The organism is Streptomyces sp. NPDC001787 (assembly GCF_040297465.1).
In the GTDB taxonomy this organism is placed as follows: domain Bacteria; phylum Actinomycetota; class Actinomycetes; order Streptomycetales; family Streptomycetaceae; genus Streptomyces.
The window spans coordinates 72,854-85,993 of the sequence record NZ_JBEOZE010000037.1 but is presented as its reverse complement, the minus strand read 5'-3'; the positions used below and the strand labels follow the sequence as shown (position 1 = coordinate 85,993).

The 13,140-nt window shown below is 73.1% G+C and carries 11 protein-coding genes; 8 read left to right on the top strand and 3 right to left on the bottom strand.

What is annotated here, in order from left to right:
- Positions 1-126 precede the first annotated feature (126 nt).
- Positions 127-1,074: a Ppx/GppA family phosphatase gene (locus ABT170_RS34775; RefSeq protein WP_329943007.1), complete on the bottom strand. Its 948-nt coding sequence runs from the start codon at positions 1,072-1,074 to the stop codon at positions 127-129.
- 174 nt (positions 1,075-1,248) lie between these two features.
- Between ABT170_RS34775 and ABT170_RS34770 the strand changes: the two genes are divergently transcribed.
- A complete protein-coding gene (locus tag ABT170_RS34770; protein WP_329943006.1) occupies positions 1,249-2,091 on the top strand; it encodes a DUF3109 family protein in 843 nt (280 codons plus the stop codon).
- Between the two features lie 138 nt (positions 2,092-2,229).
- On the opposite strand, the gene ABT170_RS34765 is transcribed toward ABT170_RS34770, so the two are convergent.
- Positions 2,230-4,194 (bottom strand): BACON domain-containing protein, encoded by a 1,965-nt coding sequence (locus ABT170_RS34765; RefSeq protein WP_502970610.1) that lies wholly within the window; start codon positions 4,192-4,194, stop codon positions 2,230-2,232.
- Positions 4,195-4,598: 404 nt separating this feature from the next.
- Between ABT170_RS34765 and radA the strand changes: the two genes are divergently transcribed.
- A complete protein-coding gene (gene radA / locus ABT170_RS34760) occupies positions 4,599-6,011 on the top strand; it encodes a DNA repair protein RadA (protein WP_329943004.1) in 1,413 nt (470 codons plus the stop codon).
- Between the two features lie 80 nt (positions 6,012-6,091).
- A complete protein-coding gene (gene disA, locus ABT170_RS34755; RefSeq protein ID WP_266922656.1) occupies positions 6,092-7,216 on the top strand; it encodes a DNA integrity scanning diadenylate cyclase DisA in 1,125 nt (374 codons plus the stop codon).
- Between the two features lie 283 nt (positions 7,217-7,499).
- On the opposite strand, the gene ABT170_RS34750 is transcribed toward disA, so the two are convergent.
- Positions 7,500-8,213 carry a hypothetical protein gene (locus tag ABT170_RS34750; RefSeq protein ID WP_351874189.1) on the bottom strand — a complete coding sequence of 238 codons (714 nt, stop codon included), beginning with the start codon at positions 8,211-8,213 and terminating at the stop codon, positions 7,500-7,502.
- A gap of 313 nt (positions 8,214-8,526) precedes the next feature.
- Here ABT170_RS34750 and ABT170_RS34745 point away from each other — a divergent pair, with 313 nt between their 5' ends.
- The 5 genes from ABT170_RS34745 (at position 8,527) to cseC (ending at position 13,115) form a co-directional block, all read left to right on the top strand.
- Positions 8,527-9,429 carry an HhH-GPD family protein gene (locus ABT170_RS34745; protein WP_266922654.1) on the top strand — a complete coding sequence of 301 codons (903 nt, stop codon included), beginning with the start codon at positions 8,527-8,529 and terminating at the stop codon, positions 9,427-9,429.
- Between the two features lie 203 nt (positions 9,430-9,632).
- On the top strand, positions 9,633-10,280 hold the full coding sequence (locus ABT170_RS34740) for a SigE family RNA polymerase sigma factor (RefSeq protein ID WP_329943002.1): 648 nt from the start codon (positions 9,633-9,635) through the stop codon (positions 10,278-10,280).
- Positions 10,268-11,005, top strand: coding sequence for a hypothetical protein (locus ABT170_RS34735; RefSeq protein ID WP_502970609.1), 738 nt, complete (start codon positions 10,268-10,270; stop codon positions 11,003-11,005). Before ABT170_RS34740 ends, ABT170_RS34735 begins: the two co-directional genes overlap by 13 nt.
- A 65-nt stretch (positions 11,006-11,070) precedes the next feature.
- Positions 11,071-11,781, top strand: coding sequence for a two-component system response regulator CseB (gene cseB / locus ABT170_RS34730; protein ID WP_266922652.1), 711 nt, complete (start codon positions 11,071-11,073; stop codon positions 11,779-11,781).
- Entirely contained in the window at positions 11,778-13,115 is a 1,338-nt protein-coding gene (cseC, locus tag ABT170_RS34725; protein WP_329943001.1) for a two-component system sensor histidine kinase CseC, read from the top strand. Before cseB ends, cseC begins: the two co-directional genes overlap by 4 nt.
- Positions 13,116-13,140 lie beyond the last annotated feature (25 nt).

Sequence of the window (13,140 nt, the reverse complement as noted above, 5' to 3'; positions counted from 1 at the left end):
GCTGCGCCGGGCGCCGGTGCAGCCGGCGGGGCGTCGCCGCAGCCGACCTGCCGGGCGTCGCGCCGGCGGTCGGGCGTCGCGCCGGCGGTCGGGCGTCGCGCCGGCGGACCGGCCAGGCTCATGACATCAGCGCAGCGCCACCTGTTCCGCCGGGAGGTGGTCCAGGCGGCGCAGGATGACGCCCTCGCGCAGCGCCCAGGGGCAGATCTCCAGCTCTTCCACCCCGAACAGGTCCATGGCCCCCTCCGCCACCAGCGCCCCGGCGAGCAGCTGTGCGGCGCGCCCCTCGGAGACCCCGGGCAGCCGGCCCCGCTCCTCGACGGACATCGCCGCCAGTTTCGGCACCCAGTCCTCCAGGGCCTTGCGGCTGAGGGAGCGCTGTACGTACAGGCCCTCGGTGGAACGTGCGGCGCCCGCGATCCTGGCGAGCTGCTTGAAGGTCTTGGAGGTGGCGACGACATGATCGGGGCGGCCGAGGCGGGTGAACTCGCCCACGCTCCGGGCGATCCTGGCCCGTACATGGCGGCGCAGCGCCTTCACCTCCGCCGGGTCCGCCGGGTCGGCCGGCAGCCAGGCCGCGCTGAGGCGCCCGGCGCCGAGGGGCAGGGACACCGCGGCGTCGGGCTCCTCGTCGATGCCGAACGCGATCTCCAGGGAACCGCCGCCGATGTCCAGGACCAGCAGTTTCCCGGCCGACCAGCCGAACCACCGTCGCGCGGCGAGGAAGGTGAGCCGGGCCTCCTCCTCACCGCTGAGAACGGCGAGGTCGACGCCCGTCTCGTCGCGCACCCGGGCCAGCACCCTGTCCGCGTTGGTCGCCTCGCGCACGGCGGACGTGGCGAACGCCAGGACGTCCTCGCACCCCTTGTCCTCGGCGGCCTGGACCGCCGCGGCGATGGTCGACACCAGCCGGTCCACGCCCGGAGGGCCGATGGAGCCGTCCTTGTCGAGGAGTTCGGCCAGCCGAAGCTCCGCCTTGTGCGAGTGCGCGGGCAGCGGGCGGGCGCCGGGGTGGGCGTCCACCACCAGCAGATGAACCGTGTTCGACCCCACGTCGAGGACTCCGAGTCTCATACCGGAACGCTACTGCGGCCACGGACCGGGGCCGACCGGCCCCTGGGAGGAGAGGGAGGAGCGGGGTCGGGGCCCGGGGGGAGAAGCCGTGACGGGCGGCCGTGCCGCCGCGGATGTGCGGGCCCGGCCCCGCGACGCCGCCACCCATGTACCGGTCGGTCTTACTCTTGGCGCGTGCCAAAGACGAAAAAGGCGAAGCCGGGCAAAGCCACGAAGAAGCAGAAGACGAACCGGGAGACACAGCAGCCGGAAAACAACGGACCCAACGGTTCCGACGAGAAGGGGCTCGACTTCGCACGGGCCTGGGTGGAGTTCCCCGACCCGGCGGACGACGAGCAGGTCTTCCGCTGCGATCTGACCTGGCTCACCTCCAGGTGGTCCTGCATCTTCGGCAGCGGCTGCCAGGGCATCCAGGCGGGCCGCGCCGACGACGGGTGCTGCACGCTGGGCGCGCACTTCTCCGACAAGGACGACGAGAAGCGGGTGGCCGGCCATGTCGCACGGCTGACACCGGAGTTGTGGCAGTTCCACGATGTCGGTACGGAGACGGGCTGGGTGGGTGTCGACGAGGACGGCGAGCGCCAGACGCGCCGCTGGGAAGGCTCCTGCATCTTTCAGAACCGGCCCGGCTTCCCGGCCGGGGCGGGCTGTTCGCTGCACATCCTGGCGCTGCGGGAGGGCAAGGACCCTCTCGAAACGAAGCCCGACGTGTGCTGGCAGCTGCCGATCCGGCGTACGTACGACTGGATCGACCGGCCCGACGACACCCGGGTGCTCCAGGTCTCGATCGGTGAGTACGACCGCCGGGGCTGGGGTCCCGGCGGTCACGATCTGCACTGGTGGTGCACCTCGGCCACATCGGCGCACGGGGCCGGGGACCCGGTGTACGTCACCTACCGCCCCGAGCTCACCGAGCTGATGGGCAAGAAGGCCTACGGCCGGCTGGTCGAGCTGTGCGAGGAGAGGCTGTCCTCGCTGCTGCCGATGGCCCCGCACCCGGCCGACCCTTCGGCCTGACCGCACGGTCGCCGGACCGCCCCGCCGCCTGACCACCACGGCCGGCGGCGGCGGTCCGGCCGACAGCGCGTCCGGCGGCGGTGTCCGGTGGGCGCGGTCCGGTCGACAGTTGCGTCCGGCGGCGGTGTCCGGGAGCGGTCAGCCCGTGGGGGCCGGGACGGACGGGCCGGTGGACGGCTCGGACGGGCCGGAGGACGTGGGTGTCGGCCCGGCCGTGCCCGGGTCCGTGGGATCCGTCGGGCCGGGCGTGGGACCACCGGTCGGGTCCGTCGGGTCCGGGGTGGGGTCGGTGGGGCGGGTGGGGCCCGGGGTGGGACCGGTCGGGTCCGTGCCGGGGTCCGCCGGCTTCGTGGTGGGGCGGGTCGGACCCGTCGCGCCACCGTTCGACGGGGAGGTCGCCCCGTACCCCTCGATCATGACCTGGGAGCCCGACGGGGCGATACCGATACGCGCGCGCCACGGGCCCTCCGGCTCGGCCGCGCGGTTCACCGAGACCCGGATGGTGACGCTCTCCCCGGCGGCGAGGAGGCCCGACGAGCGGCTCAGGCGCAGCCACGGCGCGTCCACCCATGCCGACCAGGTGACAAAACCTCCACCGGAGGCGGTCAGGGTGATGGTCGTGACATCGCCCGAGGTCCGCGCGGTGACGTCCAGGCCTCCGGGACCGTGCCGTCCGTCGTCGGAGCTGATCACCTCGGCCGTCACGTCCGGGGAGCCGGAGCCTTCGTTGGGGCGGTGGCCGAAGCGGCCCTTCGCGCCGGGGCGGGCGTTGCCCGCGTTCTCGTAACGGTCGTACGGGGTTCCCTCCATGCCCCCCGTGTCGTCCAGCTCGGTCGCGGTGACCGCGGAGCCGTCGTGCCCCTCCCCGGTGTGCGGCGCCCCCCGGTAGGCGGCCCACAGCGCGATCACGGGAGCGGCGACGACGGTCGCGACCACAGTGGTCGTCACGACCCGGGCGCGCAGCCGGTCGCGACGCGCGGCCTGGTCCTTCGGGTCCAGCGGATAGCCCGTGCGGTCGAAGCGCGGGGTGCCCGCCCGGGACCGCTGGGCGTGGACCATGGCGACCCGGACGGAGGGGCGGGGCGCCTCGACGACGGGCAGCACGGTCGTGGAGGTGACGGCGGCACCCGGCCAGGGACCGGCGGCACCGGCGCGTTCGGCGACGAGACGGCAGCGGGGGCAGTCGTCGACGTGCCGGACGAGCTCGCGGCGCAGCACCGCGGAGAGCAGCACCCGGTGGTCACCGGTGAGACGGGCGACGGTGGGACAGTCCGCGGTCTCCACGACGGCGAGGGCGGCGCGGGTGCGCTCCACCTCGCAGGTCGCGGCGGCGAGCAGTTCGCGGGCGGTGGCGGGTTCCAGGCCGAGCACGGAGGCCACGGCGCGCGGGGGGAGCCCGTGGCGTACCGAGAGTTCGAGCGCCTCGCGCTGTTCCGGGGTGGTGCCCGCCGCCTCGGGCCAGGCCAGCTGGGCCAGTTCACGCCGGCGCGCTTCGGCCGCCGGGGACTCGGCGGGTGCCGGGGTGACCGCCTCCTCGGGGGTGGGCGGCGTGGCGGGGGCGTAGGGCGCGGCGGGGCGGGTGGAGATCGCGGGGACGGTGTGGCCGGTGGGGACTGCGGGATTGGTGGGGAGAGAGGGATTGGTGGGGATCGCGGGGACGGTGGCAAGGGGGAGGTTGGCGGGAAGGGTGAGATCGAAGGGGAGGGTGCGGTCAGCGGGGAGGGCGCGGTCGGCGAGAGGGGCGCCCGGCCTGGGGCCCGGCGCGCGATGGCTCGCGTGCGCCCCCGCCCGCGCAGCCGCGGGCCAGGCGCTCCCGGGGCGCACACCCTCCGGCGGGGCGCTCTCCGGCGGGGCGGGCTGCGGGTGTGCGGAGTTCGGATACGCGGTCCTCCCGCGCTCCGCCCTCGTCTCCTTCGCCGAGTGACGATGGGCCTGGCGGCCCCGCTTCCGCTCGGTCATCCTGCGCAGGCACATCCACCTGGCCAGCGCGTACAGCCAGGTCTTGCGCTCCTCCTCGCCCGCCGGGCACCGGCTGTCCTCCCGCTCCGCGACGGCCAGGACCGCGCCGAGCGCGTCGGCCGCCGCTTCGTGGTCGCAGAGCACGGAGAGGCAGTAGGTGAAAAGACCGTCGAGGTACTGCTCGTAACATGCGGGCGTTCGCTGTGCCGACGAGTGGGGCGCACGGCGGTGCGCCCGGTGTGCGCCGGTGGTGTGCGTGGGGGTCTCCAGCCTGCTGCTCGTCACTCGGCGACCGTAGGCAGTGGAGAGGATGCCTTAGTACCCCTTCAGTACTTTTAACCCTTACGGGTGAACGTATCCCTCGAAAGGGGACAGGAATCGTGGATTCCGCTCTGCGCGCCCCCGTGCGCCCCCGCCCGTAACCGGGCTGCCGCCCCGCCCGAAACAGGACTGCCGCACCCGCCCTGGCCGGGCCGCCGTACCCGCGCCGACGGGCTTCCGCACCGGCCCCGGGCAGGGCTGTCGTACCTCCCCTATACGGTGACGCCATGGCTGCCCGTACGAAATCCGCGAAGGACCGGCCGTCCTACCGCTGCACCGAGTGCGGCTGGACCACCGCCAAGTGGCTCGGCCGCTGCCCCGAGTGCCAGGCCTGGGGGACGGTCGAGGAGTTCGGCGGTGCCCCCGCCGTGCGGACCACCGCGGCCGGCCGGGTCTCCACCGCCGCCGTCCCGATCGGCCAGGTCGACAGCCGCCAGGCCACCGCGCGCTCGACCGGAGTGAGCGAGCTGGACCGGGTGCTGGGCGGGGGGCTCGTGCCCGGCGCCGTCGTGCTGCTGGCGGGCGAGCCGGGCGTCGGCAAGTCGACGCTGCTGCTGGACGTGGCCGCCAAGGCCGCGAGCGACGACCACCGCACGCTCTACGTCACCGCCGAGGAGTCCGCGAGTCAGGTCCGGATGCGCGCCGACCGGATCCGGGCGATCAACGACCACCTCTACCTCGCGGCGGAGACCGATCTGTCCGCGGTGCTCGGCCATCTGGACGCGGTCAAGCCCTCGCTGCTCGTCCTCGACTCCGTCCAGACCGTCGCCTCGCCCGAGATCGACGGCGCCCCGGGGGGCATGGCCCAGGTCCGCGAGGTCGCCGGAGCGCTCATCAGGGCGTCCAAGGAGCGCGGGATGGCCACGCTCCTGGTCGGCCATGTCACCAAGGACGGCGCCATCGCCGGACCCCGGCTGCTGGAGCACCTCGTCGACGTGGTGCTCTCCTTCGAGGGCGACCGCCATGCCCGGCTCCGTCTGGTACGCGGCGTCAAGAACCGCTACGGGGCGACCGACGAGGTCGGCTGCTTCGAGCTCCACGACGAGGGCATCACCGGACTCGCGGACCCCTCGGGCCTCTTCCTCACCCGCCGGGACGCACCGGTGCCCGGCACCTGTCTGACCGTCACCCTGGAGGGCAAGCGCCCTCTCGTCGCCGAGGTGCAGGCGCTCACCGTCGACTCCCAGATCCCCTCGCCCCGGCGCACGACCTCCGGCCTGGAGACCTCCCGGGTCTCGATGATGCTGGCCGTGCTGGAGCAGCGCGGTCGCATCAGCGCGCTCGGCAAGCGGGACATCTACAGCGCGACGGTCGGCGGCGTGAAGCTCACCGAACCGGCGGCGGACCTGGCGATCGCGCTCGCCCTGGCCAGCGCCGCCAGTGACACACCGCTTCCGAAGAACCTGGTGGCGATCGGTGAGGTGGGCCTCGCGGGCGAGGTCCGACGGGTCACCGGAGTCCAGCGCAGACTGGCCGAGGCGCACCGTCTCGGCTTCACCCACGCCCTGGTTCCGACCGACCCGGGGAAGGTCCCGTCCGGTATGAAGGTCACGGAAGTCGCCGACATGGGCGACGCTCTGAGAGCACTCCCGCGCCGGTCTCGCACGGAGGCACCACGGGAGGACAACGCGCGCCGGTAGACTTTGCCCTGGTCTCGCCCGCCCGTACGAACGGTATGAGGGACGCAAGGGCATCGCAAACCTGTGACCGGAGGAGTGCAGTGGCAGCCAGCGACCGGGCAGCATCGCCCGGAAAGTCCGGCCAAGGCACCGGCAACGAGGCGCTCATGCGCGCCTCGTTGAGCGCCGTCGCGCCCGGAATGGCCTTGCGCGACGGACTGGAGCGCATCCTCCGGGGCAACACCGGCGGACTGATCGTCCTCGGTATGGACAAGACCGTCGAATCGATGTGCACCGGCGGATTCGTCCTGGACGTGGAGTTCACGGCGACGCGGCTGCGCGAGCTGTGCAAGCTCGACGGCGCGCTGATCCTCGACAAGGACATGACCAAGATCCTGCGGGCCGGTGTGCAGCTGGTCCCGGACGCCTCCATCCCCACCGAGGAGACCGGCACGCGCCACCGCACGGCGGACCGGGTCTCCAAGGCGTGTGTCTTCCCGGTCGTCTCGGTCTCGCAGTCGATGCGTCTGATCGCGCTGTACGTGGACGGGGAACGGCGGGTCCTGGAGGAGTCCTCCGCGATCCTGTCCCGGGCCAACCAGGCACTCGCGACGCTGGAGCGGTACAAGCTGCGCCTCGACGAGGTCGCGGGCACGCTCTCCGCGCTGGAGATCGAGGACCTGGTGACGGTGCGGGACGTGACGGCGGTCGCCCAGCGTCTGGAGATGGTGCGGCGGATCGCGACCGAGATCGCGGAGTACGTGGTCGAGCTCGGCACCGACGGACGGTTGCTCGCGCTCCAGCTGGACGAGCTGATCGCGGGCGTCGAGCCGGAGCGCGAGCTGGTCGTGCGCGACTATGTGCCGGAGCCGACGGCCAAGCGGTCCCGCACGGTCGCCGAGGCGCTGACCGAGCTGGACGCCCTGACCCACACGGAGCTGCTGGAACTCGCCGCGGTGGCACGGGCCCTGGGGTACAGCGGTTCGCCGGAGACGCTGGACTCCGCGGTGTCCCCGCGGGGATTCCGGCTGCTGGCGAAGGTGCCGCGGCTCCCGGGCGCGATCATCGAGCGGCTGGTGGAGCACTTCGGCGGTCTGCAGAAGCTGCTGGCCGCGAGCGTGGACGATCTCCAGACCGTGGACGGGGTCGGGGAGGCGAGGGCCCGGAGCGTACGGGAGGGCCTGTCGCGGCTGGCGGAGTCGTCGATCCTGGAGCGGTACGTCTAGACCGCGCGGGGGCTGTTCGGCGGGGTTTCCTTCTGTCCTCGGGCGCCGGACGGGCTGACCGGTCGACCGGTTGCCCGCGTCGGGCGGGGACGAGAGCCCGCGGACCCACCGGCACGGTTCCGTCCTCGAACACCGGACGGTCTGGGTGTGGCGCCCGCACAAGGCTGAGCGCGGCGCCCGCGCAAGGGGCACACGGCCGGGCGCGCCGCCCGTACACGGTCGGGGCCGGCCCGGGTCCGGTCCTCCGTCAGTCCCGTCAGTCCCGTCAGTCCCGTCAGTCCCGTCAGTCCTTCGACAGGACGAACGAGGCGCGTTGCAGCGGCTCGCCCGGGGCCGTGGCCTCCAGGAGATACGTTCCCGGACCGGCCTTCGCCGCGGGGGGCGTGGCGCACCGGGGAGCGCTCCGCGTGCGGTCCCAGGCCACGGTGTGGATCACGGTCGCGCCCGCCGGGAGCTTCAGGAGCAGGCTGCCCGGGGCGGCCGGGCAGTCCTTCGACGACCAGACCCGGGTGTCGTCGTCACCGGCCTCGGTGACGGTGAGGACCGCGTTCTTCGGGCCGAGGTCGGCCTTGCAGGTGGTGGCCGAGCCGTTCTTGGCGATCAGTTCGAACTTCGGCCGGTCCTCGGGGCCGTAACTCAACTTCGTACGCAGGCTCAACTGGAGTGCGTCGGGGGTGCAGTCGGGGAGCGGGGAGCCGGCCGGGACCTGCTGGCCCGCCGTTCCGCCCGTGCCCGCGCCGCCCGATGACGCACCGTCTGATCCCGTCGTGCCGCCCGTGCCGGAGCCCGCGCCGTCGGCGGCGCCGGTGTCACCGTTGCTGCCGTCGCTTCCCGCGTCGTCGCCCGACTCGTCACGGCCGCCCGGCTGTTGACTGATCGCCGGCCCGGATCCCGAGGGGCCCGGAGTGATCGACTCCACCGGATCCGATCCGCTCGGTTTCGCGTCGCCGGTGTTCTCCTTGCCGCCACCCGAGGTGACGACCCATACGATCAGCAACGCGAGCAGCGCAACCAGCGTCGCCGCTACTGCCCTCCGTCGCCAGTAAATGGTGGAGGGAAGCGGCCCGACCGGATTGCGCATAGAACCCACGGCCCAAACTCTACGAGAGATCCGGGCCAACTCCCGCCCCACCCGCCGCTCTGATCGTCAAGTTTTGCGGATCATCATCATGGAACCCCCGGTTACGGCCTCCGGACACGGGCACAGGGGACAGAACGGGTGGCGTTATCACTCCCTGAGCCGCCGGGAAGGCCGACACCCCCGTCCCCGGGACCGTCGTCCCGTCTTCCGTGCCAGGATCGGACGTGCGATGACTGCCATGACTTCGACACACATGCCCCCCACGTCCCTCCACACCCCCGTCATCGGGTGGTTCGAGCAGCACGCCCGCGATCTGCCCTGGCGCCGCCCCGAAGCGGGCGCCTGGGGCGTGATGGTGAGCGAGTTCATGCTGCAGCAGACCCCGGTGAGCCGGGTCCTCCCGGTCTACGAACAGTGGCTGGCCCGCTGGCCGCGCCCCGCCGACCTGGCCGCCGAGGCGCCCGGTGAAGCGGTCCGCGCCTGGGGCCGGCTCGGCTACCCCCGCCGGGCGCTGCGTCTGCACGGCGCCGCGCAGGCGATAACGGAACGGCACGGCGGCGACGTACCGAGCGAGCACAACCAGCTGCTGGCCCTGCCCGGGATCGGCGAGTACACGGCGGCGGCCGTGGCCTCGTTCGCGTACGGGCAGCGGCACGCGGTGCTCGATACGAACGTCCGCCGGGTGTTCGCCCGCGCCGCGTCCGGCATTCAGTACCCGCCGAACGCGACGACCGCCGCCGAGCGCAAGCTCGCCAGGACACTGCTCCCCGAGGAGGACGAACGCGCGGCACGCTGGGCCGCCGCGACGATGGAGCTCGGCGCACTGGTGTGCACCGCCAGGAACGAGGACTGCTCGAAGTGCCCGATCGCCTCGCAGTGCGCCTGGCTGCTGGCCGGGAAGCCCCCGCACCAGGGGCCCGCCCGCCGCGGGCAGACGTACGCCGGTACGGACCGGCAGGTACGCGGCCGGCTGCTCGCGGTCCTGCGTGAGGCGGTGAACCCCGTTCCGCAGGCCGCGCTCGACGCGGTGTGGGACGAGCCGGTGCAGCGGGCCAGGGCACTGGACGGGCTGGTGTCCGACGGGCTGGTCGAGCCGCTGCCGGACGGTCTGTACCGGCTGCCGCTGACCTGAGCGGGAAACCGTACGGGACCTGGCCGGCCGGGGCCCGTACGGTCCTGACCTGGGCGGTCGGCCGGGCCCGAAGTGCGCTGTTACACAACCGATGGACAGCCGTGCGTCCGCGTATGGCTGCTGCGCACACCCTCGTGACAACGCCTCCGTAGCGTCTCCGTCAGCAGTGCACACGGGGATCTACGGGGACGGAGGCGGTTGGAATGGCGCAGGGCGAGGTGCTCGAGTTCGAGGACTACGTACGCACCCGGCAGGAGGCTCTGCTCCGCAGCGCCCGCCGTCTGGTCCCCGACCCGGTGGACGCGCAGGACCTGCTGCAGACCGCTCTGGTGCGTACGTACGGCCGCTGGGACGGCATCGCCGACAAGTCCCTCGCCGACGCCTATCTGCGCCGCGTCATGATCAACACACGTACCGAGTGGTGGCGGGCCCGCAAGCTGGAGGAGATCCCCACCGAGCAGCTGCCGGACGCGAGCGTCGAGGACGGCACCGAGCAACGCGCCGACCGCGCCCTGCTGATGGACATCCTGGGCGTCCTGGCTCCCAAGCAGCGCAGCGTCGTCGTGCTGCGACACTGGGAACAGATGAGCACGGAGGAGACGGCTGCCGCGCTGGGCATGTCGGCCGGTACGGTGAAGAGCACGCTGCACCGGGCACTGGCGCGACTGCGTCAGGAGCTGGAGAGCCGCGAGATCATGAGCCGTGAGGCGGTCGGCCGCGAGGCCGGGGACCGCCGGACGACGGCAGCCCGTCCCTCCGGCCCCACCACGGTCGTGGCGGCCCGGGTGCACACATCGGCGCCGCGGGACCGGCGCCACGACGAGCGGGGGCGGGAGCGGTGCGCGGCCTGACGGACAGCGGCGACGGCGCGGGCGGCGGCCCGGCGGACGGCGACGGGCACGGAGGCACCGGCCGGAGCACACGGCTCCGGGCGGGCATGGCGGCGAGTGGTACGGCTCTGGCCGGACTCGCCGCCTTCGGGCTGTTCTGCGTCGGCTGCTCCACGGGCGGCACCGGCACCCGCGACGAGGGCCCGGCCGGCACCCAGCCCGTCGCCCAGGTCACGACCCCCGTCTCGGGAACCCCGTCCGGCACGGCGAAGCCCGCCACCCGGGTCGATGCCGTGGCGCTGCTCCGGGGCGACGCGAAGGTGAGCGAGCGGGTCAAGGAGGGCCTCCGGCCGTGTGCCGGGGACGCCTACCCGGTGGACACCTCCTACGGTTCGCTGACCGACGGCCCGGTGACCGATGTCGTGGTCAACGTGATGTCCTGCGCCGATTCGGTGGGCGTCGGGACGTATGTGTACCGCAAGAGCGACGACGGCTCGTACCGGAACGTCTTCACCGCCGAGACGCCCGCGGTCTACGGCACCATCGACCGGGGCGACCTGGTGGTGACGACACAGGTGTACGGGTCGAAGGACCCGCTCGCCTACCCGTCCGGCTCGGAGGTCGTCACCTACCGCTGGGCGAACGACCGCTTCGGCGAGCACGACCGCGTGCACAACGACTTCAACCGGGCAGTCGGGAGCGGGGAGGTCCCCCTCCCGGAGCCGCCGGTGTCACCCGGGAACTGAAGCAGCGGCGGGAACACCACAGCAACAGCAGGCAAGAGCTACCGAAAGCAGCCGAAAGCAGTCGCATGGCCGAGACCCATGTCCTCTTCGTCGAGGACGACGATGTCATCCGTGAGGCCACCCAGCTCGCCCTGGAGCGGGTCGGTTTCGCGGTCACCGCGATGCCCGACGGGCTCTCCGGCCTGGAGGCCTTCCGGGCCGACCGCCCGGACATCGCCCTGCTCGATGTGATGGTGCCGGGGCTCGACGGGGTGAGCCTGTGCCGCCGCATCCGGGACGAGTCGACCGTGCCCGTCATCATGCTCTCGGCGCGGGCCGACTCCATCGATGTCGTACTCGGCCTGGAGGCCGGGGCGGACGACTACGTCACCAAGCCCTTCGACGGTGCCGTGCTCGTCGCCCGTATCCGGGCGGTGCTGCGGCGCTTCGGCCACGCGGCGGGCGCGGGCGGGCAGCCGGGCGGTACGGACGCGGAGGCACCGGCCGAGGGCGGGGTGCTGGCCTTCGGTGATCTGGAGGTCGACACCGAGGGCATGGAGGTACGGCGCGGGGGCGAGCAGGTGGCGCTGACGCCGACCGAGATGCGGCTGCTGCTGGAGTTCTCGTCCGCGCCCGGCACCGTACTCTCCCGCGACCGGCTCCTGGAGCGGGTCTGGGACTACGGCTGGGGCGGTGACACCCGGGTCGTGGACGTGCATGTGCAGCGGCTGCGCACCAAGATCGGACAGGACCGGATCGAGACCGTCCGCGGCTTCGGCTACAAGCTCCGGGCATGAAGAAACTGGCCCTGCGGACCGGTGTCCGCTGGAAGATCAGCATCGCGATCGCGGCGGTCGGCGCGCTCATCGCGGTGGCGCTGAGCCTTGTCGTCCACAATGCCGCCCAGGTCTCGATGATCGAGAACGCCCGTGAGGTGCAGCTGGAGCGGCTGCTGGGCGCCCAGCGGTTCTACGAGGCGATGAACATGAAGAGCCCGGCGCCCAAGTTCGGCGCCAAGCTCAACGACCCCGCGCTGCCGCCGAGCCTGCGCGAGGAGATCCGCAACAACCGGCGGGCCACCCATGTCGAGGAGTACAAGGACGGGGTGCCCGATGTCTGGGCGGCCGTACCGCTGGCCAACGGTGACGTCCTCTCGCTGCACACCCGGTTCGCCGACCGCAGCGCCACGATCATGAAGGACCTGGACCGGGCGCTGATCATCGGCTCGGTCTCGGTGGTCTTCGGCGGCTGCGCCCTGGGCGTCCTGATCGGCGGCCAGCTCTCCCGCAGGCTGCGCAAGGCGGCGGCGGCGGCCGGGAAGGTCGCGCAGGGGCACACGGACGTCAGGGTCAGGGAGGCCGTCGGCGGGGTGGTCCGCGACGAGACGGATGAGCTGGCGCGGGCGGTCGACGCGCTGACCGACGCGCTGAACGAGCGGATCGAGGCGGAGCGCCGGGTCACCGCGGACATCGCCCATGAGCTGCGTACGCCGGTGACCGGGCTGCTCACGGCGGCCGAGCTGCTGCCGCCGGGCCGCCCCACCGAACTGGTGCGCAACCGGGCGCAGGCGATGCGCACCCTCGTCGAGGACGTGCTTGAAGTGGCGCGGCTGGACAGTGCCTCGGAGCGGGCCGAGCTCCAGCAGTTGCAGCTGGGCGAGTTCGTCAGCCGGCGGATCGCCGTGCTGGACCCGGACATCGCGGTGCGGGTGGTGCACGAGTCGTGGGTCTCCACCGATCCGCGGCGCCTGGAGCGCATCCTCGGCAATCTGCTGGGCAACGCGGCCAAGCACGGGTCCACCCCGGTGGAGATCACGGTCGAGGGCCGGGTGGTACGGGTCCGCGACCATGGGCCGGGGTTCCCGGAGGCGCTGCTGCGTGAGGGGCCGAGCCGGTTCCGTACGGGCAGCGTCGACCGGGCCGGGAACGGGCACGGGCTGGGGCTGACGATCGCGGCCGGGCAGGCCCGGGTGCTGGGGGCCCGGCTGACGTTCCGCAACGCGGCGCCGATGGGTGCGGCGGAGGGGACCGGCGGGGCGATCGCGGTGCTGTGGCTGCCGGAGCACGCCCCGACGAACACCGGGAGCTTCCCGATCCTCCGGCCGGAGGACGAGCGGCAGCCCGCCGGCTGAGCGGGTTCGGCGGGGTACGGGGACG

Coding starts and splice junctions, on each gene's coding strand:
- ABT170_RS34740 (WP_329943002.1), top strand. CDS start 9,633: ATGGCGCAGGGCGAGGTGCTCGAGTTCGAGGACTACGTACGCACCCGG.
- cseB (WP_266922652.1), top strand. CDS start 11,071: ATGGCCGAGACCCATGTCCTCTTCGTCGAGGACGACGATGTCATCCGT.
- cseC (WP_329943001.1), top strand. CDS start 11,778: ATGAAGAAACTGGCCCTGCGGACCGGTGTCCGCTGGAAGATCAGCATC.
- radA (WP_329943004.1), top strand. CDS start 4,599: ATGGCTGCCCGTACGAAATCCGCGAAGGACCGGCCGTCCTACCGCTGC.
- ABT170_RS34775 (WP_329943007.1), bottom strand. CDS start 1,074: ATGAGACTCGGAGTCCTCGACGTGGGGTCGAACACGGTTCATCTGCTG.
- ABT170_RS34745 (WP_266922654.1), top strand. CDS start 8,527: ATGACTGCCATGACTTCGACACACATGCCCCCCACGTCCCTCCACACC.